This window comes from Thioalkalivibrio halophilus (genome assembly GCF_001995255.1).
GTDB lineage: Bacteria > Pseudomonadota > Gammaproteobacteria > Ectothiorhodospirales > Ectothiorhodospiraceae > Thioalkalivibrio > Thioalkalivibrio halophilus.
On the sequence record NZ_MUZR01000058.1, the window covers coordinates 11,934 to 36,255 of the forward strand.

Here is a 24,322-nt window from a genome sequence, read left to right on the forward strand (position 1 = left end):
CGACCGGGAGGCGCCATGTCAGCCATGACGCCGCCCCGCATCGGCCGATACATCCGCGCCGCGTGGCAGAGCCACGTCACCCCGGACCGGGCACTGGAACGGGCACTGGCCGGGCTGGTCGGAACGCACGTCGCCAGTGGGCGACTCCAGCTGGTGCGCCACGACACCACCCTGGTGGCAGTCTGCCGCGACCGCGCCCTGTGCACCGAGATGCGCTTCCAGCAGCGCGAGATCCTCAAGACCCTGCAGGCGGCCGGCTACCCCGAAGTGGAGCGCGTGCGGGTCGCCCTGGGCGGTGCGGCCCGCTCTACCGAACCGGAGCCGGTGCGCAGTCGTCCGCCGATCCCGGACAGCGCCCGCCAAACCCTGGAACAGACGGCCGGCGAGGTCGACGATCCCCGCCTGGCGGGAGCACTGCGACGGCTGGCCCGCACCCGTCCCCGCGATTCGGGGAACGATGCGGGGTGACGTCCCTCAGCCGGTGGCGCCCGGCTCCAGCTGCCCGAACGAGATCGGCAGCGGCTCCGCAGGGTCCTCGAAGGTGACCTTTTCCCAGGCCGTCCGGTCCGCGGCCAGCTGACGGATGAGCTGGTTGTTCAGGGCATGACCGGACTTGTGCCCGGTGAAAGCCCCGATCAGGCTGTGGCCCAGCAGGTAGAGATCGCCGACCACGTCGAGGATCTTGTGCTTGACCAGTTCGTTGTCGTAGCGCAGTCCGGTTTCGTTGAGGATCCTGAAATCGTCCAGCACCACGGCGTTGTCGAGGCTGCCACCCAGTGCCAGCTGGTTCGCCCGCAGGGCCTCGATGTCGCGCATGAACCCGAATGTCCGGGCGCGCGAGACTTCCTTCACGAATGAGGTGGACGAGAAATCCAGCTCGGCGCGCTGGCTCCCGTCGGTGAACATGGGGTGTTCAAAGTCGATGCAGAAACCGACCTTGAACCCTTCATAGGGATCGAAGCGCACCCATTTGTCGCCGTCGCGAACCTCCACGCTGCGCTTCACCCGGATGAATTCCTTGGGAGCATCCTGCTCCTTGAGACCCGCGGACTGCAGCAGAAACACGAACGGTCCCGCGCTGCCGTCCATGATCGGGACCTCCGCCGCGCTCACGTCGACGAAGAGATTGTCGATGCCCAGACCGGCCACCGCCGACAGCAGATGTTCCACGGTGGAGACCCGCGCATCGCCGTTGACCAGGGTCGTGGACAGCCGCGTGTCCCCGACGTTCTCGGCCCGTGCCGGGATTTCCACCGGCGGGTCGAGGTCATCGCGGTGAAACACGATTCCGGTATTGGGGGGGGCCGGACGCAGCGTAAGGACCACCTTCTCGCCCGTATGGAGCCCGACTCCGGTCGCCCGGATGCTGTTCTTGAGCGTTCTTTGCCTGATCAACGCACTGCCTCTTCTGCGAGAGCGCATGGAGGGGAGCCCGGGCCCTCCCGGGCTCCGTTCATGCACACAACGAATGCTCCATTATTGCAGGATTCCGCTCCTCCTGCATGTCAAGCCCCTCAATCCGCCTGCTTGCGCAGGAAAGCCGGGATGTCGAGCACATCGATGTTCGACTGCTGGTTACCGCTGCCGTAATCCGTCGCGACCTCGTCCTGGCTCCGGCGCTGACGCTGGTGCGTAGGGCGATCGAAATCCACGTCGGAACCGGCCGCCGCCTGCTGCGGCTGGGCATCCACCACGCGCACCTGCGGGCGTTCGGGCTGCTCGGTCTGCGCGCCCAGGCCGGTGGCCACCAACGTGACCCGCATCTCGTCGCTCATCTCGGGATCGATGACAGTACCCACCACCACGGTGGCGTCCTCGGAGGCCAGCGCCTTCACCGCTTCGCCGACTTCCTCGAATTCGCCGATACCGACATCCATGCCCCCGGTCACGTTGACCAGGATGCCGCGCGCCCCGGAGATGTCGATGTCCTCCAGCAGCGGGCTGGCAATCGCGGCCTCGGCGGCCTGGCGCGCACGGTCTTCGCCGGAACCGGTGCCGGTCCCCATCATCGCCATGCCCATCTCGCGCATCACGTTGCGTACGTCGGCGAAGTCGACGTTGATCAGGCCCGGACGGGTGATCAGCTCGGCGATGCCCTGCACCGCGCCGAACAGCACGTCGTTGGCGGCCTTGAAGGCATCCAGCAGGGTGGTGTTCTTGCCCATCACCGTGAGCAGCTTCTCGTTGGGGATGGTGATCAGGGAGTCCACCTGCTCGGTCAGCGCCTTGATCCCGGACATTGCGACCTGCATGCGCTTCTTGCCCTCGAACGGGAACGGCTTGGTCACCACGGCCACGGTCAGGATGCCCATCTCCTTGGCGATCTGTGCCACCACCGGGGCCGCGCCGGTGCCCGTGCCGCCGCCCATGCCGGCGGTGATGAACACCATGTCCGCGCCGTGCAGCAGGTCCTGCACCCGCTCGCGATCCTCCAGTGCGGCCTCGCGGCCCACCGACGGATCGGCGCCGGCGCCCAGGCCCTTGGTGATGTCCCCGCCCAGCTGCAGCAGGGTCTTGGAATCCAGACTCTTGAGCGCCTGGGCATCGGTATTGGCGCAGATAAAATCCACGCCATCCAGCTGCGAATGAACCATGTGCTGTACGGCGTTGCCGCCGCCGCCACCCACGCCCACGACCTTGATCGTGGCGCTCTGGCTAAAGGTATCCATCAGTTCGAACGTCATGATTGCGTCCTCTTGTTTCGTGTGTACATGTCCTTCCTTCTCGGTAGCCGGAGAGCGGTCCGGCCCTTCGGTCCGGCCTAGAACTGGCCGGTAAACCAGCGCTTCATGCGCGCCCAGATCCCCTGGAACCCGGATTCCACCGGGCGGGCCTCCTGCAGGGCCCGTGACTCGCGGGCATACAGCAGCAGGCCCACCCCGGTGGCATGCACCGGGTTGCGCACCACGTCCAGCAGCCCGGTCACGTGCTGCGGAACACCCAGGCGAACGGGCATGTGGAAGACCTCCTCGGCCAGGTCCACCCCACCTTCCATCCGCGACGACCCGCCGGTCAGCACCACCCCGGCGGCGATCATTTCCTCGGTCCCGGAACGGCGCAGTTCGGCCTGCACCAGTTGCAGAAGCTCCTCGTAACGCGGTTCCACCACCGACGCCAGGGTCTGCCGCGAGAGCCGGCGCGCCTCGCGGTCGCCCACCCCCGGGACCTCGATGGACTCCCCGGGGTCGGCCAGCGAGCGCAGCGCGCAGGCGTATTTCATCTTCAGTTCCTCGGCGTACTGCGTGGGCGTGCGCAGCGCGACCGCGATGTCGTTGGTCACCTGGTCACCGGCGATCGGCAGCACCGCGGTGTGCGCGATCGCGCCGTGGGAGAACACCGCGATATCGGTGGTGCCGCCCCCGACATCCACCAGGCAGACCCCCAGGTCCTTCTCGTCCTCGGTCAGCACCGAATACGACGACGCCAGCTGTTCGAGGATGATGTCGTCCACCCGCAGGCCGCAGCGCTCCACGCACTTCACGATGTTCTGCGCCGCCGACACCGCGCCGGTGACCAGATGGACCTTCGCCTCCAGGCGCACGCCGGACATCCCCACCGGTTCGCGGATGCCCTCCTGCTCGTCGATGATGTATTCCTGCGGGAGCACGTGGAGGATGCGCTGGTCGGCGGGGATCGCGATGGCCCGCGCGGCGTCGATGACCCGCTCGACGTCGCCCGGCCCCACCTCGCCGTCCTTGATGGCCACCACGCCGGTCGAGTTGTAGCTCTTCACGTGACTCCCGGCGATACCGGTGTACACCGAGTGGATCTCGCAGCCGGCCATCAGCTCGGCCTCCTCCACCGCGCGCTGGATCGACTGCACGGTGGACTCGATGTTGACCACCACGCCCTTCTTCAGTCCGCGCGAGGGCGACGAGCCGATGCCGATGATCTCGATCTCGCCATCGTCCTTCAGCTCGCCGACGATGGCCTCGATCTTCGAGGTCCCGACATCCAGCCCGACGATCAGACCCGATTCCGCCTTCTTTGCCATCATCTCCCCGCGTCCTTTCACTGTGTCCCGGGATCGCCGGCGGCGCCCCCGTCTTCTTCGGCCCAGGCCACCGCCATGCCATGCGGATAGCGCAGGTCCCAGCGTTCCACCGGCGCGTCACGGCGCTCGCGCACGACGTTGGCCGCCCGTACCAGAGCATTCAGGCGGGCCGCCTCGGCGTCCCGCCCCATCAGGATCCGGCCCCCGGACTCCAGACGGATGGTCCAGTCATGCCGACGCCCCTCGGCTACGCCGGCCACTTCCAGGCCGGCATCCGCCAGACGTGCCGACACCTCGAGGTAACGGCGCATCAGCACCACCTGGCGCCCGTCCTGCCCCTCCAGCGCGGGCAGGTAGTCCCACTCGGCCTGATCCACCGGCCCGAACACCCGGCCATGCCGGTCGACCAGCTGCTCCTCGCCCCAGCGCGCCACCGGTACCGGTTCGCGCACCTCGACCACCAGCGTCCCCGGCCATTGCCGGCGCAGCTGCACGCCATCGATCCAGGGCTCGGCCACCAGCGAACGTTCCAGCGCCGCCAGATCGGCGGTAATGAACCCCGGCGCGTGGCGACGCGCGAGTTCACGCACCCTCTCCACGTCGGCGTAGCGCGGCTCGCCGGCGATCTCGATGCTCTCCACCGGCACCAGCGCGTCCGGCTCGAACCGGGTCGTCGCCAGCAGGACCAGCACGATCGCCGCGGCCAGCGCCATTCCGGCCAGCAGACGCAGGGCCGGACCGGACACGCTGCGCAGCCGCGCGAAGCGCGCTGCCGGCGGGGTGCGCCGGCGATTCATCGCAGCCCTCCGCACTGGAAACTGGAGTCCAGGATGCGCAGGCACAGGGTGTCGAAATCGATCCCCGCCTCGGCCGCCGCCTTGGGCACCAGGCTGTGATCCGTCATGCCGGGCACGGTGTTGATCTCGATCAGATGGTTGTCGCCGTGCTCGTCCTGCAGGATGTCGACCCGTCCCCAGCCGCAGGCTTCCAGCGCGGCAAACGCACCCAGCGCCAGTGACTGCAATTCCAGCAACGAGCTTTCATCCAGCGGCGGCGGGCAGACATACCCGGTGCGGTCCGACTCGTATTTCGCGTGGTAGTCGTAGAACCCGCCGTCGGCACGGATCTCGACCACCGGAAGCGGCTGGTTGTCGAGGATGGCCACGGTGTATTCGTGGCCCTCGATCCACTGTTCGGCGAAGACCTGCCCGGGCTGGCTGCGCGCCGCCTCCCAGGCGGCCGGGAGATCGGCCGCCCGATCCACCCGGGTAATGCCCAGGCTCGAGCCCCCGCGGGCCGGCTTCACGATCAGGGGCAGCCCCAGCGCCTCGGCCACCGCATCCGGGTCGAACCCCGGGTTCAGCAACCGGTAGGGCGCACTGGGCAGGTTGCTCCCGGTCCACAGTCGCTTGCAGGCCAGCTTGTCCATCCCCAGGGCGGAACCCAGCACGCCGGTGCCGGTGTAAGGCATGCCGGCCAGGTCCAGGCAGCCCTGCAGGGCCCCGTCCTCGCCACACTCTCCATGCAGCGCGATGAAGACCCGGTCGAACCCCTCCAGGGGGAGGTGCAAATGCCCCATGTGCGCCCGCGTGAGATCGACCGGATGCGCATCCACGCCCTGACGTCGCAGGGCCGCCAGCACGGCGTTGCCGCTGGCCAGCGAGACCTCGCGCTCGCCGGACCAGCCGCCCATCAATACCGCCACCCGGCCATAGTCGCGGGGCTCTGCGTCGTTACGATTCATGCCGTTCCCTCGCTGTCGTCGCCCGGGTCGATGAAGCGGCCCAGGATGCGTACCTCCGGCTCCAGGCGGACGCCGAACCGCTGCTCCACCGTATTGCGCACGGTGTCGATCAGGCGCTCGATATCTTCCGCCCGCGCCGTACCGTCGTGGGTGATGAAATTGGCATGCACCGGCGAGACCTCGGCCGCGCCGGCGCGCAGGCCCTTGAGCCCGGCGGCCTCGATCAGGCGTGCAGCGTGATCGCCTTCCGGATTGCGGAACACCGAACCGCACGACGGCTGACCCAGCGGCTGTTTCGCCGAGCGTTCGCGCAGCAGTTCGCGGATGCGCCGGGTACCGGCCTCCGGGTCGCCCGGGCTCAGACGCAGAGTCGCCCCGGTGAACCACAGGCGCTCGCGCGGATCGAGCCCCTGGACCCGGCGGTAACCCACCCGGAACGCATCCGGGCGGCGGGTTTCCAGGCGACCCTCACGATCGATCACCTCCACCGATTCCACCAGGGGCCAGGTCTCGCCGCCCCAGGCCCCGGCGTTCATCTGCAGGGCGCCGCCCACGGTGCCGGGGATGCCGGCAAGGAACTCCGCCCCCACCAGGCCCTCGCGGGCACAGAAGCGCGCAGCCTGGGCACAGGCCAGCCCGCCGCCCAGGAACACCCGGTCGCCGTCCAGGCGTTTCCGCTCGGCCAGAACGCCCTGCAGATGCACCACCAGCCCGGCAATGCCGCCGTCGCGCACCAGGACGTTGCTGCCGAGGCCAAGAAAGGTGATCGGAAGGTCCGGCGCGAGGCGGGCGACCTGCGCCAGCAGGTTCGCGAGATCCTCGCGGTCCGCCGGGCGGAACAGCCAGTCGGCGTGCCCGCCGGCACGCCATGAGGTCAGCGGCGCCAGCGGTGCCCGCGCCTGCAGTTCGCCGCGTGGCTGCAGCTCGTGCAGATGACGCGCCGCGGCCAGGGCAGGGTCCAGCGGTGTCATGCGCCACCTCCGGTTAGCTCTTGCGGCAGCAGGGCCGCCAGGCGACCGATGTCGCCCGCCCCCTGAGCGATGATCACGTCATCCGCCTGCAGCAGCCCCTCCAGCACGCCGGCCACGTCCGCGGCCTGTTCCACGAAAATCGGCTCGACCTGGCCGCGCAGACGGATGGCCCGCGCCAGGCTGCGCCCGTCTGCGCTCGCGATCGGCGCCTCGCCCGCGGCATACACCTCCAGCAGGATCAGCACGTCGGTCTCCGACAGCGCCTCCACGAAGTCCTCGAACAGGTCGCGGGTGCGGGTGTAGCGATGCGGCTGAAACACGGTGATCCGCCGGCGACCGGGCCAGGCATCCCGCGCCGCGGCCTGGGTCGCGGCGATCTCGCGCGGGTGATGACCGTAATCGTCGACCAGCGTCACCGGCCCGGCCGGCCCCGCCCACTCGTGGACCTGGAACCGCCGCCCGATGCCCTGGAAGCGTTCGAGCGCCGTGGCGATCGCCTCGCGCGGGGCCTCCAGCTCCCAGGCCACGGCCGCCGCGGCCAGGGCATTGAGCACGTTGTGGCGCCCCGGGAGATTCAGGGTGACCGGGAACGGCTCACCGGCCTCCGGCAGTTGCAGGCGGAAATGCGTCTGCACGCCTTCCTGGCGCACATCGAGGGCACGCACGTCGGCCTCGGCATCGATCGCGTAGGTCAGCCGCGGGCGTTCCAGCTCCGGCATCAGCTCGCGCACCTGCGGGTCATCGGCGCACAGGATCGCCAGCCCGTAGAAGGGCAGGTGGTGCAGGAACTCGAGAAAGGTCTCGTGCAGCTGGCGAAAATCATTGCCATAGGTCCCCAGGTGATCGGCATCGATGTTGGTCACGATCGCGAGCAGCGGCTGCAGATGCAGGAACGAGGCATCGCTCTCGTCGGCCTCGGCCACCAGGTAGTCACCGGCGCCCAGGCTCGAGTGGCTGGCGGTGGAATTGAGCCGCCCGCCGATCACGAAGGTCGGATCCATGCCCGCCTCCGCCAGCACGCTGGCCACCAGACTGGTCGTGGTGGTCTTGCCATGGGTCCCGGCGACCGCAATCCCGAAGCGGAAACGCATCAGTTCCGCCAGCATCTCGGCACGCCGCACGATCGGGATACCGCGCTCGCGCGCCGCGGCGACCTCGGGATTGGACGGATCGATGGCCGAAGACACCACCAGCACGTCGGCCTCGGCCACGTTCTCCGGCCGGTGCTCGCCGACCACGCGCACGCCCATCTCCACCAGGCGGTCGATCATCGGCGAGCGGCCCAGGTCCGAACCGGAGACCCGGTAACCCAGCTGATGCAGCACCTCCGCGATGCCGCTCATCCCGGAGCCGCCGATCCCCACGCAGTGGATCCGGCGGATGCGGCGCATCGCATGTTCCGGCAGGCGCGCGTGGCTCATGATCCCTCCCCCGCGGGGCCCGGCCCCGCCAGTTCCACACAGACATCGGCGAGGCGCGCGGCACTGTCGGGGCAGGCCAGCGCCCGCGCGCGTTCGGCACGGTCGCGCAGGGTCTCGCGGTCCAGCGAGCCCAGCAGCTTCGCCAGCGCCTGCGGCTCCAGCTCGGCATCGCGGAAACGCCAGGCCGCCCCGGCGTCCACCAGGGCCTCGGCATTCGCATACTGGTGATCGTCCACCGCATGCGGATACGGCACGAACACCGCGGCCACACCGGCGGCCGCCACTTCGGCTACGGTCAGCGCTCCGGCGCGACAGATCACCAGATCCGCCTCGGCCCAGGCCGCCTCCATGTCCGCGATAAACTCGGTGACCGTGGCTTCCACCCCGGCGTCGGCATACGCCGCGCGGGCTTCTTCCAGGGTGCGTGAGCCGGCCTGGTGCAGGACCTGCGGGCGCTGCTCCGACGGCAGCAGGCCGAGCGCGGCGGGCACCGCGTGATTCAGCGAACGCGCGCCCAGGCTGCCCCCCAGGACCAGCACATTGAGCGGCCCGCCGCGTGCGGCGTAGCGCTCGCCCGGGGCGGGCAGGGCCGCGATCGCGGAGCGCACGGGATTGCCAACCCGCGTGGCGCGCACCCCGGGCGGGAACGCACCGTCGAAACCGGCGAACACGCGGTCGGCGACCTTCGCCAGCCAGCGATTGGTCAGGCCGGCCACCGCATTCTGTTCGTGAATCACCAGGGGGCGTCCCAGGGCCGCGGCCATCAGCCCGCCGGGTCCCGCGGCAAACCCGCCGAAACCGATCACCGCATGCGGGCGAATGCGCCGGAGCAGCAACAGGGCCGCCCACAACGACAGCCCCAGGCGCCAGGGGGCGAAGGCCAGCCCGAGCAGCCCCTTGCCACGCAGGCCCGTGATCGGGAGGGTATGCAGGTCAATCCCGGCCTGCGGCACCAGGCGCGCCTCCACGCCCGCACGAGTCCCCAGCCAGACCGCCTCGACCCCGCGCTCGCGCAGGGCCTCGGCCACCGCCAGCCCGGGGAAGACATGGCCGCCGGTACCGCCGGCCATGATCAGCACGCGCGGGGCCGTCATGCCGCACCTCCGCTCTGCCGGGCGGCGCGCGAACGCCGGCGAGGCACCGGGGCCGGCGCCGGGGTCCGCGCCTCGCGGGCCACCCGCAGTACCAGACCGACCGCAATCATACTGACGATCAGCGAACTGCCGCCGTAGGACAAAAACGGCAGGGTCATCCCCTTGGTCGGCAGCAGCCCCATGTTCACGCCCATGTTCAGGGCCGCCTGCAGGCCCAGCCAGATCGCCACGCCGAAGCTCAGATGGGCACCGAAGGCATGACCGCTGCGCTGGGCCTCCAGGCCGATGCGCAGGCAGCGCCAGACCAGTCCTGCGAACAGTGCGATCAGCACCAGCACGCCGAAGAAACCGAACTCCTCGGCGAACACCGCGAACAGGAAATCGTTATGCGCCTCCGGCAGGTAGAACAGCTTCTGCACGCTGCCGCCCAGCCCCGACCCGGTCACCCCGCCGGAGCCGATCGCGATCAGCGACTGGGTCAGCTGAAAACCGCTCGCGAACGGGTCCTGCCACGGGTCCATGAAGGCCGTCAGGCGAGCCATGCGGTAAGGCGCCGCAACCGCGGCGACCGCCATGCCCGCCGCGATCGTGCCCCCCAGCGCGAGGAACTGCGACAGGCGAGCGCCGGCGAGGAACAGCATGCCCATGCCGATCGCCAGCATGATCGCGGCCCCGCCGAAATCCGGCTGCAGCAACAGCAGGACGGTACCGGCCCCCAGCACCACCAGCGGACGCACGAACCCGGCCAGCTGCAGGCGCAGGGTGGAATAATGACGCACGATGTAGCCCGCCAGGTACATCACCACCAGCAGCTTGGCCAGCTCGGCCACCTGCAGGTTGAACGCTCCGATCGGGATCCAGCGGGTTGCCCCGTTGACCGTGCGTCCGACGCCGGGCAGCAGGACCACCACCAGGATCAGCAGGAACAGCGCCAGCAGCCACGGGCCAGCGCGTTCCCAGCGCGCCAGCGGCACGTTCCATGCCGCCACCGCGGCCATCGTACCCAGCGCGGCAAACAACACCTGGCGCTGCAGAAAGTGCCAGGCATTGCCGAAATCACGCGCGCCCATCTCCATGGAGGCCGAAGCGACCATCACCAGCCCCAGCGCGACCAGCGCCGCGGTCAACGCCAGCAGCGGCAGGTCCACCTCCTGCTGCAGGCGCCGGACCATGGGCGAAGTCGGCTGGCTGACCGGGGCGCTCATGCGGCCAGCTCCCGCACGGCCCGGGCGAAGTCATCACCCCGGGCGCGATAGTCCGGATACATGTCCAGGCTGGCGCAGGCGGGCGACAGCAACACGGTGTCACCCGGCTGCGCCCATTCCGCGGCATGCGCCACCGCCGCATCCATGTCGTCGACCCGCTGCACTGGCACCACCGGGGCGAGGGCACGCGCGATCAACGGCGCGTCCTCGCCCAGCAGCACCGCGCCGCGCACCTTGCCGGCCAGTTGATCGGCCAGCGGGGCAAAATCCTGCCCCTTGGCCTGCCCGCCCGCGATCAGGACCAGCGGCCCGGGCGTGCCGCGCAGTGCGGCCAGGGTGGCACCGAGGTTGGTGCCCTTGGAATCGTTGATCCAGTCCACGCCGTCGACCGAGGCGATCCACTGCGAGCGATGCGGCAGCCCCGGGAAATCGGCCAGCGCCGCCAGGGCCCGCGCCCGGCGCCCCGCCGAGTCCAGCCACGGCCAGACCAGGCCCAGTGCGGCCAGGGCGTTGGCCCAGTTGTGCTGGCCGCGCATGCGCAGGCGCGCGGTCTCCAGCAGGGCCTGGCCGCCGCGACACAGTTGCGGTCCCTCCCCGTGACCGCCGACACACACGCCCCAGTCGGCGTCCGCCGCCGGCGCGCCCAGACCGAAGGTCTCGCGCGCCATGCCCGGCGGGGTGGTCAGCTCCGCCACCATCGGGTCGTCACGATTGAGCAGTCCGCGCCGCGCGCCGCGGAACACCCGCTGCTTGGCGCGCAGGTAGGCGGCCATGTCGGGATGGCGATCGAGGTGATCCGGCGACAGGTTGAGCACTACGGCAGCAGCGGGCGCAAGCTCGTGACACCGTTCCAGCTGGAAGCTGGACAGCTCCAGCACGAACACCTCCGGGTCACGTTCCAGCAGGTCCAGCGCCGGGGTCCCGTAGTTGCCCCCCACCGCCACCGCGTAGCCGGCCGCATCCAGCAGCTCGCCGACCAGCGCGGTCACCGTGCTCTTGCCGTTGGAACCGGTGATCGCGATCACCGGGGCTCCGGCCTCGCGGGCGAACAGGTCGATATCCCCGGTGACTTCGGCGCCGGCCTCACTGGCGGCGGCGATCACCGGGTGCTCCAGGGCCACCCCGGGCGAGACGATCAGGCGACGCACCCCGCTCGCATCCAGGCCGTCCAGCGGGCCGACCCAACGCTCGTTCAGGATCCGCGCCAGTTCGGGATCGTCACAGGCCGGCGGCTCGCGACGGGTATCGGTGACCGCGAACGACATCCCGCGCGCGAGCAGGTAACGCGCCACCGACTGCCCGGTGGCGCCCAGCCCGACGATCAGGTTGTCGCTTCGCACCCGTTCCATCAGCGCACCTTCAGGGTCGCCAGACCGATGAGGACGAACACCACGGTCAGGATCCAGAAACGCACGATCACGCGCGGCTCCGGCCAGCCCTTGAGTTCGAAGTGGTGATGCAGCGGCGCCATGCGGAACATCCGCCGTCCGGTCAGCTTGAACGAGGCGACCTGCAGCATGACCGAGACGGTCTCCAGCACGAACACGCCGCCCATGATCAGCAGCACGATCTCCTGGCGGGTCAAGATCGCCATCATCCCCAGCGCCGCGCCCAGGGCGAGGGCCCCGACATCGCCCATGAACACCTGCGCGGGATAGGTGTTGAACCACAGGAAGCCGAGCCCCGCCCCCACCAGCGAGGCGGCGAAGATGCCCACCTCGCCAACCCCGGGGACCGCGGGAATGCCGAGATAGTCGGCGAACACCGCATGGCCCGCGGCATAGGCGAAGATGCCCAGCGCACCGGCCACCAGCACCGCCGGCATGATGGCCAGCCCGTCGAGCCCGTCGGTCAGGTTGACCGCATTGGACGAGCCCACCACCACCAGCCACACCAGCGGGATGAACAGCCAGCCCAGACTGAATTCGATGTCCTTGAACACCGGCAGATAGAAGGTGGTTTCCACCGGATCCTGGGCCGTGAGCATGATCACCCCGGCGGCCACCAGGGCGAACAGGGTCTGCCACAGCAGCTTGGATTTCGCCGACAGCCCCTGGCTGTTGCCGTAACGCAGCTTGAGGTAGTCATCCCAGCCGCCGACGGCGCCGAAGGCCAGCGTGGTCAGCAGCACGATCCAGACGAAACGATTCGTCAGGTCGCTCCACAGCAGGGTGGCCACCGCCACGGCCACCAGGATCAGCGCACCGCCCATGGTGGGCGTGCCGGCCTTGCTCAGGTGCGATTCGGGGCCGTCCTCGCGGATGTTCTGGCCCACCTTGCCCAGGGTCAGACGGCGAATCACCGAGGGACCGATCAGGAGCGCGATCGCCAGCGCCGTGACCACCCCGAGGATGGCGCGCAGGGTCAGGTACTGGAAGACCGTGAACCCGGTATGGAACTGGGCGAGATATTCAGTCAGTGCGAACAGCATCCGCCGCCTCCGGGTTCAGGGGCTGCGCGTCCAGCGCCTCCACGATGGATTCCATGTGCTGGCTGCGCGAACCCTTGACCAGCACGGTGGTTCGCTCGTCCAGCAACCCCTGCAGACGCGCGACCAGTGCGGCATGATCGGGGAACCACTCGCCCTGCTCGCCGAAGGCATCAGCGGTTTCGCGGCCCAGCTCGCCGAGCGCCAGGCAGAAATCGATCCCCATTGCTCGGGCCTCCCGCCCGGTGGCCACGTGCAGGGCCGCTGCATCGCCGCCCAGCTCGCCCATTTCCCCCAGCACCAGGATGCGCCGACCGGGCACCGCCGCCAGCACCTCCAGACCGGCCCGCAGAGAATCGGGGTTGGCGTTGTAGCTGTCGTCCCAGATGCGGGCACCGCCTGCGTGCTGCAGTGCCTGCAGGCGGCCGGCCACCGGGCGCCAGTCGCTCAGTCCCTGCGCGATGATGTCGATCGCGGCGCCCGCGGCATTGGCGGCGGCAGCGGCCGCCACGGCATTCGCCGCGACATGGCGGCCGGGACCGGCAAGGCGGATCTCGCGGCTGGCACCGAGGATCGTGAGGCGCAGGCGATCCGGGGCGACCCACACGCCCTCGACCTCGCCGCCCCCCTCGAGGGAGAAGCGCTGCAGATGATGATGCTCGTTGAGCGACAGCCAGTAGTCGGCGAACGGGTCGTCCAGATTCACCACCGCGGTCCCGCCCTGGGCCGGCAGGCCCGAGTAGATCTCGGCCTTGGCGTGGGCCACGCCTTCCAGGCTGCCGAAGCCTTCGAGGTGCGCATGACCGGCGTTGGTGATCATGGCGACGTGCGGCTGAGTCCATGCGGCCATGCGGCCGATCTCGCCGGCGTGGTTGGCGCCCAGTTCGATCACCGCGAAATCGGTATCCTCCGGCATCGCCAGCAGGGTCAGCGGTGTCCCGATCTCGTTGTTCAGGTTGCCTTCGGTGGCATGCACCCGCCCCATGCGCGCGAGGATCGAGCGCAGCATCTCGCGGGTGGTGGTTTTGCCGTTGGAGCCGGTCAGCGCGATCACCCGCGCGCGGCACCGCCTGCGCCAGGTCGCGGCCAGCCGCCCCAGGGCCTCGCCGGTGTCGGGCACCACCACCTGGGTCTGCGGCAGGTCTTCGCGGGCGCGGCGGACCAGCAGCACCGGTGCCGGCAAGTCGGCGTGCAGATGGTCATGGGCATCAAAGTTCGGACCGCGCAGGGCGACGAACAGCCCGCCTTCACGCGGGGTACGCGTGTCGCTGAACACGCCGGTGAATGCCACCCCGGCGTCCCCCTGCAGGCGCCCGCCCACGGCGGTCGCCAGTTCTCCGGCCGTCATCCGGATCATCGCTCCCCCTCCCCGGAAATCCCCTCGCGCGCCAGCCGGGCGGCCAGCTCGCGATCACTGAATGGATGAAACCGGTCACCGATCTGCTGGGTGGTTTCGTGCCCCTTGCCCGCCAGCAGCACGATGTCGCCCGGCCCGGCATCGGCGACCGCGGTACGCACCGCGGCTTCGCGGTCGCCCATCTCGCGGCAGCGCGCGGGATCGTCACAGCCCTGCAGCACCGCCTGGCGGATGGCCGCCGCATCCTCGTGGCGCGGATTGTCATCGGTCACGATCACCCGGTCCGCGGCACGCATGGCCACGCGCCCCATCGCCGGACGCTTGCCCCGGTCGCGATCGCCGCCGCAGCCGAAGACCACAAAGAGGCGGCCACGCACGTGCGGACGCAACGCACTCAATGCGGCCTCCAGGGCCTGCGCGGTGTGGGCGTAATCGACCACCAGCTGGGCTCCGCCCGGCAGATCGTGGCGCTCCATGCGGCCGGGGACCCCGGGCAGCTCGGCCACCGCGTCCGCGGCGGCCTCCCAGGCATGTCCGAGGGCATGCAGGGCGGCCAGAGTGGCCAGCAGGTTCTCGACCTGAAACCGTCCGTACAGCCGCGACCGCACCGGCACGCGCCGCCCGTCGGCAACGAGGACGAAGTGCAGTCCCTCCGGGCCGGCCTGGATGGCCTCGGCGCGCGCCATCGCTGCGGAAGACTCCAGCCCCCAGGTGACGTCGGTGATGCCCTCGGGCACCGGACGGCGCAGGAGCTCGTGACCAAGCTCGTCATCGGCGTTGATCACCCGCGTGCACAGTCCCGGGCGGTCGAACAGCGTGGCCTTGGCCTCGGCATATGCGGCCTGGCTGCCATGGAAGTCCAGATGATCCGTGCCCAGGCGGGTCAGCACCGCGACGCGCACCGGGACCCCGTCCAGACGCCCCTGGACGAGCCCGTGCGAAGAGGCCTCCAGCGCCGCGGCTTCGCAGCCTTCGCGCGCCAGCCCGGCCAGATGCCGGTGGAGCTCGAGCACGCCCGGGGTCGTGTGCCCGGCCGGGTGCAGCTGCCCCGGACGCCCGACGCCCAGGGTGCCGACCAGGCCGGCCGGGGTACCCAGACGTTCGAGTGCCGCTGCGATCAGATGTGTCACCGAGGTCTTGCCATCGGTGCCGGTCACCGCGACGATCGGCGCGGCCTCCGGCCAGGCACCGAATACCCGCTGCGCCATGGCTGGCAGCAGAGCACGCAGCCCCGGAACATGAACGCAGGGCGCGCCAGGCGAGGCGGCGGAGGGGCCCGCATCGGCCTCGTCCCACAGGATCACGCCGGCGCCGCGCGCCGCGGCATCCTCGGCGTGGGCCAGACCGTGCTCGCGGGTTCCCCGGAGGGCCACGAACCCGGCGCCCGGGGTCACCGCGCGGCTGTCCTGCACAAGGTCGGTCACGACCAGCGGGCCGTGACCATCCAGAGCCTCGGGGAACTGCGCGTGCAGATCCACCCCGGCCACCCGTGGATCGGTCGCCGCGGCGGTCATGGCTGCGCCTCCTCGCCGGTGGCGAGCTGCATCGGGATCTCGGGCATCGCGTCCGGACGCACGTTGTACATGCGCAGGGCCGAGGCGGTGACCTCGCGGAACACCGGCGCCGCCACCGCCCCGCCGTAATGCACGTCGGCGGGTTCGTCCACGACCACCGCCATGACGAACCGTGGCTCGGATGCCGGGACCAGACCGACGAAACTGGAGTAGTAACGGTCCTCGGCATAACCGCCGCGCACCGCCTTGCGCGCGGTGCCGGTCTTGCCGGCGACCCGATATCCGTCGATCACGGCCTGGCGCGCGGTGCCCTCGCTGCCCACGGTGTGTTCCATCATCGCGCGCAGGCGTCCGGCGGTGTCCGCGGTCATCACCCGTTGCGGCTCGCGGGCATCATCCGCGGTCTCGACCAGGCGCACCGGCAGGCGACGCCCGTCATTGGCAAAGGCCGTATAGCCGGCAGCCAGCTGCAGCGGCGTGACCGCGAGCCCGTAACCGTAACCGAGCGTGGCCTGCTCGACCTCGCGCCAGGCGGTGAAGTCGCGCAGGGTGCCACGCGCCTCGCCCGGAAAATGCAGGCCGGTTGCCTGTCCGAAACCGGCGCGGTGCAGCGTCTGCCAGAAATCGGCCGGCTCGGTGTCCAGGGCGAGACGCGTTGCGCCCACGTTGGAGGACCGCGCGATCAGCGTAGTCAGGTCGATGGTGCCGTAGTCGCGCAGATCGCGGACCGTCAGACGCCCCACCTGCATGGTGCCGGGCGCGGTGTCCAGGGTCACGTGTGGGTCGACCGCATCGGCATCCAGGGCCGCCGCGACGGTAAACGGCTTGATGACCGAGCCGGGTTCGAACGCGTCCACGACCGCCCGGTTGCGAGCGCGGTCGGAGCGGATTGAACTGCGATTGTTGGGGTTGAAACCGGGCTGATTGACCATTGCGAGGATGTCGCCGCTGCGCGCATCCAGCAGCACGGCCGATCCGCCGCGCGCATCGTGACGCTGCACCGCAGCCTTGAGTTCGCGGTAGGCGAGGAACTGCAGCCGCGCGTCCAGCGTCAGCTGCAGGGGATTGCCTTCACGCGCCGGACGGATGCTGGCAACGTCGCGGATGGTGCGACCATGCCGGTCGCGCAACACCCGTTTGGCGCCCGGCTGCCCCGAGAGCCAGTAGTCGAACGCGAGCTCGACCCCTTCCTGGCCCTGGTCGTCGATGTCGGTGTAGCCCAGCACATGCGCTACCGCCTCACCATGCGGATAGTAACGGCGGAACTCGCGCGTCAGGGACACTCCGGGCACGCGCAGGGCGGCCACGGCTTCGGCCCGCGCCGGCAGCATGTGCCGACGCAGATAGACGAACTCGCGGTCGGCGCGGCTCTCGATCCGCTCCGCCAGGATCTCGCGGTCCATATCCAGGGCCGCGGCCAGCTCGCCCCAGCGCTCGCGCGCCTCCAGCAGCGCCCCCGGATGCGCCCACACGGTCTGCACCGGTGCGGAGATCGCCAGCGGTTCGCCATGGCGATCGGTGATCGCACCGCGGTGGGCGGTCTCGGTCAGCGTGCGCACCTGACGCGCCTCCCCCTGGGCGGACAGGAACTCGCTCTTGAACATCTGCAGATCGGCGGCGCGCAGTACCAGCGCGATCAGCACCAGGACCAGCAGGACGACCAGCGTCCGCAGCCGACCCATTGAGATTTCGCGTTTCAGCGCACCCATGCGTCCCTCCCGATCACCACGAGGCGATCCGCATCGGGGCGCGACATGCCAAGTTCCTCGCGCGCGTGACGCTCGATACGCCCGGGCGTCGCCCAGGTAGACTGCTCGATCTGCAGCCGGGTCCATTCCAGGTTGAGCCGGTCGCGCTCGGCCAGCACCGCCTGCTGCTCGACAAACGCCTGACGCGCCTCGTGGCGCGCCACCACCACGCCAATCGCCGACGCAAACGCGCCCACCGACAGCGCGACGATCGCGAGCCCGCGCCAGACCATCAGTTGCGCTCCGCCACGCGCAGCACGGCCGAGCGTGCCCGCGGATTGCGTTGCTGTTCCCCGGCGTCGGCCCGCACCGGCTTGCCCAGCGGGCGCAGCGGGGGCGCTTCGACCTCCGGCATGACCGGCAGCCCGCGCGGGATGCGCGGCGCATCGTCACGGTCCCCGCGGAAGGCCCGCTTGACCATGCGGTCCTCCAGCGAATGGAAGGCAATAACCACCAGGCGCGCCCCGGACGGCAGAACCTCGGGGATGGTTTCAAGCCAGGTCTCCAGCTCCCGCAGCTCCGCGTTCACGAAGATGCGCAGGGCCTGGAAGGTTCGCGTCGCGGGGTGCTTGCCGGGTTCGCGGCGCGGCACCGCGCCACGCACCAGATCCGCCAGACGCGCAGTGCGAGTGATCGGACCCTCGGCACGGGCGCGCACGATCGCGCGGGCGATGCGCCGCGAGAAACGCTCCTCGCCGTACTGGTAGATCACGTCCGCGATCTCCTTTTCCTCCGCGCGCGCCAGCCAGTCGGCCGCGCTTTCACCGGACGACGGGTCCATTCGCATGTCCAGCGGGCCGTCATGCTGGAAACTGAAACCGCGCGCGGCATCGTCCAGCTGCGGCGATGACACCCCGAGATCGAGGAACACGCCATCCGGCCGGCGATCGGGGTAGCGCTGCCGCAGCACCTCGGCCATGGACGAGAAAGGCGCCGACTCGAACGCGAAACGCGGGTCCCCCAGAAACGAAGAGGCGGCCTCGGCCGCCTCGGGATCCCGGTCCATCGCCAGCAGGCGACCGTCCGGCCCCAGACGGTCAAGCAAGGCGCGGCTGTGCCCGCCCCGTCCGAAAGTACCGTCCACGTAAAAACCATCAGCGCGCACCGCCAGCCCCTCGAGCACGGTGTCCAGCATGACCGGGACATGGGCCTGTCGCTGTTCCTGCATCACAGCGAGATCGACTCGAGTTCATTTGCATCGATGCCTTCATCGAACATCTCCTCGCAGCGCTGATCCCACGTAGCCTGGTCCCAGATCTCGAACTTCTTGCCCTGCCCCAGCAGGGCGACCTGCTTGTCCATGCCGGCGAACTTGCGCAGCGGCTGCGGCAACAGCAGACGACCGTTGCCGTCGAGCTCGCAGTCGGAGGCATGACCGACCAGAAGCCGCTGCAGCCGGACTACGGCTGGCTTGAGATTGGGGCGCGACATCAGGTTCTGCTCGACCCGTTCCCATTCGGGCCGCGGGTACATCAGGAGACAGCGATCGGGATGAACGGTCACCACCAGCTGGCCATCACAGGACGCCACAAGCTCGTCGCGATAGCGCGCCGGCATGGCGAGGCGCCCCTTCGCATCCAGATTGAGCTGACTGACGCCTCGGAACATGGCCGTGTACGGTGGATTCCCACCTTCTCCCACTTTTTCCCACTTCAATCCACTATAGGTACACCCCTGTTGAGGGTCAAGGAAAAACGGGCTTGCCAGAGAAAAATAAGCCTTGCATCACAGAGACTTATGAGCCTCTGCACAAGAGATACAGGAACGGGGAAAGATACGTTCAAAACCAGATGCCTGGCTCGAACTCTTGAGAAATCACTTGATCATTTCGCGAGCGCCCGGCCGGGGCACGCGAGAGACGCGGGGACAATGGTGGGGAAAAGTGGGAGCCGGCCTGTAAGCCGGGTTCTGTCGAGAACGATCATTCATCTGGGACGTCCGTCACCAGACGCCTCAAGCAGCCTACCCGGGTGCGATGCGGGCCACACCATGCACCCCTATTTGGCCTTGCTCCGGACGGGGTTTACCGTGCCACGGACTGTTACCAGCCGTGCGGTGCGCTCTTACCGCACCATTTCACCCTTGCCTGTGCCCGGACGAGCCGGGCCATCGGCGGTATGTTTTCTGCTGCACTTTCCGTCGGCTCGCGCCGCCCAGGTGTTACCTGGCGTCCTGCCCTGCGGAGCCCGGACTTTCCTCCACGCCACACGGACGCAGCGACCGCCCGGCCGACTCCCGCCTCCCTTTTACCCGCGCCCTGCTCCGGATGCAAGGATATCCGAGGCAGTCAGGCGGGATCATCGCCCTCTTCGCGGTCCGCCTGCTGCAGTTCCAGCGCGCGGGCGTAGAGCCGATTGCGCGGCAGCCCGGTGGCGTCCGCCAGCAGGCGCGCGGCCCGCTTGACCGGAAGCTCGGCGACCAGGCCGGCAAGCAGCCGTTCCTGTTCACCCGACAGCGCGTCGCCGTCTTCGTCGACGGCCGGCGCCGGGGCCAGCACCAGCACGAATTCGCCGCGCGTACGCCAGGCATCCGCCTCCAGCCATTCGGGCAGGCGGCCGGCCGGACCGTAATAATGTTCCTCGTATTGCTTGGTCAGCTCGCGCCCCAGGAACACGGAGCGGTCCGGGGCCTGCGCCGCCAGCTCCCGGGCCGCCGCAAGGATGCGATGCGCGGACTCGAACACGATGCCGGTCTGCGGACGCGCCAGCAGTTCGGCCAGGCGTCTTTCGCGCGCGCCGGCGGCGTGCGGCAGGAAACCGTCAAAACAGAACCGGTCGCTCGGCATCCCCGAGACCGCCAGCGCGGCCAGGGGGGCGCTCGGGCCGGGCACGGCGCGCAGGGCATGGCCGGCTTCGCGGGCCCCGCGGACCAGGCGAAACCCGGGATCCGACACCAGCGGGGTGCCCGCATCCGAGATCAGCGCCACATCTTCGCCCGCGGCCAGCTGCGCGAGCAGGCCCGCGACGCGCTGTTCTTCGTTGTGTTCGTGCAGACTGACCAGCGGCGTGTCGATGCCCAGCGGCGCCAGCAGCGCGCGGCTGTGACGCGTATCCTCCGCCGCGATGCGCGAGACATGCGACAATACATCCCGGGCGCGCTGCCCCAGATCGGCCCGGTTGCCGATCGGGGTGGCCACCACCCACAGGGTTCCGCCCTGCGTTGACACTGTTTCGCGCGCTTCCAATACTGACTCCTTATCGCCAATCCGATGTCTGCCGTGAACCGACTCCCGCTCCCCCTCCGCCCGTTACACCGCTCCGTGCCGGGCCCGGGCCTGACGCGCCCGCTCATGGTACTGCTGGCGGCCGGCCTGATGGCCGCCTGCGCTGCGCCGCAACCGGATCCCGCGGCGACACCGGACCCGGACCCCGAAATCCCGGCCGAGATCGAACTGGCCCCCGAGCCGCTGGCCGAGCATCGGCTCGAGCGGATCGAGGCGTTGCCGGACGAGCAGGCCGAGCCGGAGGAATTGCGGGCCGCAATCGACGCGGTGCTGGCGCTGGACCCGGTCCCGGAACCGCTGCTGGAACGCGCGGAGGCGGCCTGGAACCGCTTGCCCGACGCGAAGCCACGCCCGCTTGCCGACCGCGTGCGCGGCGGCTGGCTGGCCTGGCACCGCGGGGAGGCCGACCTCGCGGCCGAGCGCCTGGGGGCCGACGATCCGGATGATCCGACACGCACCCCGGAATTCCATCGGCGCGGCATGGAGCTGCATGCCCGGCTGCTGGAATGGGAACAGCAATGGTATCAGGCCCTGAATGTGCGCTTTCGGCTGGATCCGCTGCTGACCCTGGAACCCGATCTGCAGACCGCCAACCATGAGCGGATCTGGGGCCTGATGGCCGCCCTGCGCCCGACCCAGCGGGAACGACTCGGGCGCGAGAACATCGTCGGGGCCGATGGCTGGCACGATCTGTTCCGGGGACTGGGCCGGGCGGACGATGCCGCTGCGGCGGAAACGTTCGCCCGACGCTGGCAGCAAGCCTTCCCCCGGCATCCCGCGAACAGCCATCTCCCGGAACTGCTCGCCGCGTCACCCGCCAGCGCGGATCCGGCCGGAGATACGGTGGTCCTGCTGCCATTGTCGGGCAATCTGGCCGGCCTGGGAGAGGCGGTTCTCGACGGCATCACCCGGGCACATTATGCCGACGGCCAGGGGCAGCTCCGGGTGCGCGACACCCGGGGCGATCCACGCCAGGCCGTTGCGCTTTACCGGGATGCAGTACTCGAAGGTGCCGATCACATTATCGGCCCGCTGCAGCGCGATGCCGTCGCCGCGGTCGCCGACCTCGAGGAACATCGGCCCGGGGTGCTCCTCAACCGCACCGCCAACGCCCTGCCGCGCGGCGTGACCGCACTGGCGCTGGATCCCGAGGCCGACGCCCGTGCCGTTGCCGACCGCGCGGCTCGCACCGGCTGGGGCGCCGGCCTCGGCATCATCGCCGAGGGGGCCTTCGGTGATCGCCTGGCATCCGCATGGTCACTGGCCGCCGAGGAACACGGGGCATCCCCACGGGAGGTGGCGCGAGTGGACACCCGTGCCGGGGACCTCAACGACCGCATCGCCGCCCACGTCGGGATTGATCGCAGTCGCGAGCGCATTGCGTCGGTGTCCCGGCGCCTCGGACTCGGTCTTGAAGGCGACCCGCAGATTCGCGCCGATGTCGGTTACATCTTCGTCGCGGGCAGCGCTGCCGACGTACGCCGCATCGCGCCGCATCTGCACTTCCACCAGGCGTCGCGCCTGCCGATGATGTCCACGCCACATGTCTATCCGGGCCGCCCCGACGCCTCGCGCGACCGCGATCTCAACGGGATCGCATTTCCGGATGCGCCCGGTCTGTTCAGTGAAATCGCCGCGCTCGGGAACACCGGAGCCGAGCCGCTGCGGGAACAATCCGGGCTGCCGCGCTTCTATGCCCTGGGCATGGACGCCCGGCGCCTGGCCGTACGCGCCGACACTAGCTACGCGGCCCCGCATACGACGCTCGTCGGTACCGCCGGCGAGTGGCAACTCAACCCGTTGACCGGTGACTGGCAGCGGACGCCGGCCTGGGCGCGGTTCGTTCGTGGTGAACCCCGGCGGCTGGACGCCGCGACTCCCTCGGACTGATGTTCCGTCCGGGAGAATCCGGCCAGCAGGCCGAACAACGCGCCGCGCGCTATCTCCAGGATCGCGGGCTGCGCCTGGTGGCCAGCAATGTCCGGCGGCCCTGGGGCGAGCTGGACCTGGTTCTGCGTGAGGGGGACACCGTGGTCTTCGTCGAGGTCCGCATGCGCAGCAATCAGGATTACGGAGGCGGACTGGAGAGCGTCGACCGGCGCAAGCGCCGCAAGCTGGTGCGCATGGCGGAAACCTGGATGCTGGAGGAAGACTGGAACGGCCCGGCGCGCTTCGACGTGGTGGCGCTGGACGGTGATGGCGGGGTGGAATGGATCGTGGACGCGATCCGGGCGGACGACTCATGAGCGATCTGGCGCGCGAGATCGAACGTCTGCTGCCGCCGGAGGACCGCCTGCTGGACCCGGCGGACTGCTGGGCCTATGGCGCCGACAATTCGCGCCTGCACGCCGCGCCCGAAGCCGTGGCGTTCGCCCGCGACAGTCAGACCGTCGTGGAACTTGTACGCCTGTGCCGGCGCCTCGGGGCGCCGCTGGTGGCGCGCGGCCGGGGCACGGGCACAACCGGCGCGGCGGTTCCCGACCGCGGCGGACTGGTGCTGTCACTGGAGCGCATGAACCGCATCGTGGATGTGGATCCCGCGAATCGGTGGCTGATTGCCGAACCCGGGGTCACCAACGCCGAGATTCAGGCCGCGGCAGGCGAACACGGGTTCTTCTGGCCCCCCGATCCGACCAGTGCCGCGTATTGCACCCTGGGAGGGAATCTTGCCTACAACTCGGCCGGGCCGCACGCGGTGAAGTACGGTACACCGCGCGACAATACGCTGGGTCTGGAGGCCGTCGCAGGCACCGGGGAGCACTTTCGCACCGGCGTACGCACCAACAAGGGCGTGGTCGGCTACGACCTCACCCGCCTGCTGATCGGCTCGGAGGGAACTCTGGGGATCATCACCCAAGCGACCCTCAAGTTGACACCCCGTCCGGAGTGCACCCGCCTGCTGCAGGCGGTCTACCCGACCATCGATGCGGCGGCCCGGGCAGTCGCAAGACTGATGGCGCGCGCGGAGTCGCCTTCGGCGCTGGAGTTCATGGATCGCTCGGCTATCGGGATGATCCGCGGTTATGGCGGGGTGGAACTGCCGGAAGCCGCCGGAGCCATCCTGATGATCGAGTCCGACGGTCCTGCCGAGATCATCGAGACCCGGACCGACGGAATCCGCCGGACGGCCGCCGAAGGGGCCCTGAGCGTGGATGTCGCCGACACACCCGAGGCGATGGACCGTCTCTGGCAGGTACGCAAGGCCCTGTCACCGGCGCTGCGGACCATTGCCCCGAAGAAGATCAACGAAGATGTCGTGGTGCCGGTATCGCGGATCCCCGCCCTCATCCGCGGCCTCGAGGAGCTGGCCGAGCGGCATGCCATCCGCATCGTCAATTTCGGCCACGCCGGCAACGGCAACATCCACGTGAATCTGCTGGTCAATCCGGACGACCCGGAAGAGATGCAACGGGCCGAAGTGTGTCTGGATGAAGTGTTCCGCCTCGTCCTGTCGCTCGACGGCAGCCTGTCGGGGGAACATGGTGTGGGACTGGTCAAGCGACCGTTCGTGGATCGCGAACTGGATCCGGCCGCACTGACGCTGATGGAAGGGGTGCGGGCGGTGTTCGATCCGGACGGGATCCTCAATCCGGGGAAGGCGCCGCCCGCGCCCTGACGACCGC

22 protein-coding genes and 1 other RNA gene are annotated in these 24,322 nt (G+C 69.6%); 4 read left to right on the plus strand and 19 right to left on the minus strand.

Annotated elements, in window-relative coordinates; translation table 11 throughout:
* Positions 1 to 24 precede the first annotated feature (24 nt).
* Positions 25 to 468, plus strand: a complete 444-nt coding sequence (locus B1A74_RS12245) for a DciA family protein (protein WP_018947366.1) — start codon at positions 25 to 27, stop codon at positions 466 to 468.
* 6 nt (positions 469 to 474) lie between these two features.
* Here the strand turns inward: B1A74_RS12245 and lpxC are convergent, their stop codons facing one another.
* The 19 genes from lpxC to rsmI all read right to left on the minus strand — a co-directional run bounded on the left by lpxC (position 475) and on the right by rsmI (position 20,660).
* Positions 475 to 1,395, minus strand: a complete 921-nt coding sequence (gene lpxC, locus B1A74_RS12250; protein ID WP_077244790.1) for a UDP-3-O-acyl-N-acetylglucosamine deacetylase — start codon at positions 1,393 to 1,395, stop codon at positions 475 to 477.
* A gap of 119 nt (positions 1,396 to 1,514) precedes the next feature.
* The gene (gene ftsZ, locus B1A74_RS12255) at positions 1,515 to 2,684 is read right to left on the minus strand and encodes a cell division protein FtsZ (protein ID WP_018947368.1); all 1,170 of its coding nucleotides are present in this window, start codon (positions 2,682 to 2,684) and stop codon (positions 1,515 to 1,517) included.
* Positions 2,685 to 2,761: 77 nt separating this feature from the next.
* A complete protein-coding gene (gene ftsA, locus B1A74_RS12260; protein WP_018869879.1) occupies positions 2,762 to 3,997 on the minus strand; it encodes a cell division protein FtsA in 1,236 nt (411 codons plus the stop codon).
* A 14-nt stretch (positions 3,998 to 4,011) separates the two neighbouring features.
* Positions 4,012 to 4,740: a cell division protein FtsQ/DivIB gene (locus B1A74_RS12265; protein ID WP_208855998.1), complete on the minus strand. Its 729-nt coding sequence runs from the start codon at positions 4,738 to 4,740 to the stop codon at positions 4,012 to 4,014.
* Positions 4,741 to 4,787: 47 nt separating this feature from the next.
* Complete coding sequence (locus tag B1A74_RS12270) at positions 4,788 to 5,738, minus strand: D-alanine--D-alanine ligase (protein ID WP_018947369.1); 951 nt, start codon at positions 5,736 to 5,738, stop codon at positions 4,788 to 4,790.
* On the minus strand, positions 5,735 to 6,709 hold the full coding sequence (gene murB, locus B1A74_RS12275; protein ID WP_077244792.1) for a UDP-N-acetylmuramate dehydrogenase: 975 nt from the start codon (positions 6,707 to 6,709) through the stop codon (positions 5,735 to 5,737). The genes B1A74_RS12270 and murB overlap by 4 nt, the downstream gene beginning before the upstream one ends.
* A complete protein-coding gene (gene murC, locus B1A74_RS12280; RefSeq protein ID WP_024328181.1) occupies positions 6,706 to 8,130 on the minus strand; it encodes a UDP-N-acetylmuramate--L-alanine ligase in 1,425 nt (474 codons plus the stop codon). The genes murB and murC overlap by 4 nt, the downstream gene beginning before the upstream one ends.
* Positions 8,127 to 9,224, minus strand: coding sequence for an undecaprenyldiphospho-muramoylpentapeptide beta-N-acetylglucosaminyltransferase (gene murG / locus B1A74_RS12285; protein WP_077244793.1), 1,098 nt, complete (start codon positions 9,222 to 9,224; stop codon positions 8,127 to 8,129). Before murG ends, murC begins: the two co-directional genes overlap by 4 nt.
* A complete protein-coding gene (ftsW, locus tag B1A74_RS12290; RefSeq protein ID WP_077244794.1) occupies positions 9,221 to 10,429 on the minus strand; it encodes a putative lipid II flippase FtsW in 1,209 nt (402 codons plus the stop codon). The genes murG and ftsW overlap by 4 nt, the downstream gene beginning before the upstream one ends.
* Positions 10,426 to 11,778, minus strand: coding sequence for a UDP-N-acetylmuramoyl-L-alanine--D-glutamate ligase (gene murD, locus B1A74_RS12295; protein WP_077244795.1), 1,353 nt, complete (start codon positions 11,776 to 11,778; stop codon positions 10,426 to 10,428). The genes ftsW and murD overlap by 4 nt, the downstream gene beginning before the upstream one ends.
* Positions 11,778 to 12,860: a phospho-N-acetylmuramoyl-pentapeptide-transferase gene (mraY, locus tag B1A74_RS12300; RefSeq protein ID WP_024328184.1), complete on the minus strand. Its 1,083-nt coding sequence runs from the start codon at positions 12,858 to 12,860 to the stop codon at positions 11,778 to 11,780. Before mraY ends, murD begins: the two co-directional genes overlap by 1 nt.
* Positions 12,841 to 14,214, minus strand: a complete 1,374-nt coding sequence (locus B1A74_RS12305) for a UDP-N-acetylmuramoyl-tripeptide--D-alanyl-D-alanine ligase (RefSeq protein ID WP_077244796.1) — start codon at positions 14,212 to 14,214, stop codon at positions 12,841 to 12,843. Before B1A74_RS12305 ends, mraY begins: the two co-directional genes overlap by 20 nt.
* Positions 14,211 to 15,728, minus strand: coding sequence for a UDP-N-acetylmuramoyl-L-alanyl-D-glutamate--2,6-diaminopimelate ligase (locus tag B1A74_RS12310; protein ID WP_018947377.1), 1,518 nt, complete (start codon positions 15,726 to 15,728; stop codon positions 14,211 to 14,213). The genes B1A74_RS12305 and B1A74_RS12310 overlap by 4 nt, the downstream gene beginning before the upstream one ends.
* A complete protein-coding gene (locus tag B1A74_RS12315; protein ID WP_018947378.1) occupies positions 15,725 to 17,437 on the minus strand; it encodes a peptidoglycan D,D-transpeptidase FtsI family protein in 1,713 nt (570 codons plus the stop codon). The genes B1A74_RS12310 and B1A74_RS12315 overlap by 4 nt, the downstream gene beginning before the upstream one ends.
* Complete coding sequence (gene ftsL, locus B1A74_RS12320; RefSeq protein ID WP_018947379.1) at positions 17,425 to 17,709, minus strand: cell division protein FtsL; 285 nt, start codon at positions 17,707 to 17,709, stop codon at positions 17,425 to 17,427. The genes B1A74_RS12315 and ftsL overlap by 13 nt, the downstream gene beginning before the upstream one ends.
* The gene (gene rsmH, locus B1A74_RS12325; RefSeq protein WP_018947380.1) at positions 17,709 to 18,644 is read right to left on the minus strand and encodes a 16S rRNA (cytosine(1402)-N(4))-methyltransferase RsmH; all 936 of its coding nucleotides are present in this window, start codon (positions 18,642 to 18,644) and stop codon (positions 17,709 to 17,711) included. The genes ftsL and rsmH overlap by 1 nt, the downstream gene beginning before the upstream one ends.
* Positions 18,644 to 19,084 carry a division/cell wall cluster transcriptional repressor MraZ gene (mraZ, locus tag B1A74_RS12330; RefSeq protein WP_018947381.1) on the minus strand — a complete coding sequence of 147 codons (441 nt, stop codon included), beginning with the start codon at positions 19,082 to 19,084 and terminating at the stop codon, positions 18,644 to 18,646. The genes rsmH and mraZ overlap by 1 nt, the downstream gene beginning before the upstream one ends.
* A 273-nt stretch (positions 19,085 to 19,357) precedes the next feature.
* Positions 19,358 to 19,712: RNase P RNA component class A (gene rnpB, locus B1A74_RS12335), an RNA gene on the minus strand.
* A gap of 51 nt (positions 19,713 to 19,763) precedes the next feature.
* Positions 19,764 to 20,660: a 16S rRNA (cytidine(1402)-2'-O)-methyltransferase gene (rsmI, locus tag B1A74_RS12340; RefSeq protein WP_018947382.1), complete on the minus strand. Its 897-nt coding sequence runs from the start codon at positions 20,658 to 20,660 to the stop codon at positions 19,764 to 19,766.
* Positions 20,661 to 20,765: 105 nt separating this feature from the next.
* Between rsmI and B1A74_RS12345 the strand changes: the two genes are divergently transcribed.
* Genes B1A74_RS12345 through B1A74_RS12355 form a run of 3 tightly spaced genes read left to right on the plus strand, consistent with a single transcriptional unit; the run spans position 20,766 to position 24,315 of the window.
* Positions 20,766 to 22,589, plus strand: a complete 1,824-nt coding sequence (locus tag B1A74_RS12345; protein ID WP_077244797.1) for a penicillin-binding protein activator — start codon at positions 20,766 to 20,768, stop codon at positions 22,587 to 22,589.
* Positions 22,589 to 22,945 carry a YraN family protein gene (locus B1A74_RS12350; protein ID WP_018947384.1) on the plus strand — a complete coding sequence of 119 codons (357 nt, stop codon included), beginning with the start codon at positions 22,589 to 22,591 and terminating at the stop codon, positions 22,943 to 22,945. Before B1A74_RS12345 ends, B1A74_RS12350 begins: the two co-directional genes overlap by 1 nt.
* Positions 22,942 to 24,315 carry an FAD-binding oxidoreductase gene (locus B1A74_RS12355; protein ID WP_077244798.1) on the plus strand — a complete coding sequence of 458 codons (1,374 nt, stop codon included), beginning with the start codon at positions 22,942 to 22,944 and terminating at the stop codon, positions 24,313 to 24,315. Before B1A74_RS12350 ends, B1A74_RS12355 begins: the two co-directional genes overlap by 4 nt.
* Positions 24,316 to 24,322: the final 7 nt, after the last annotated feature.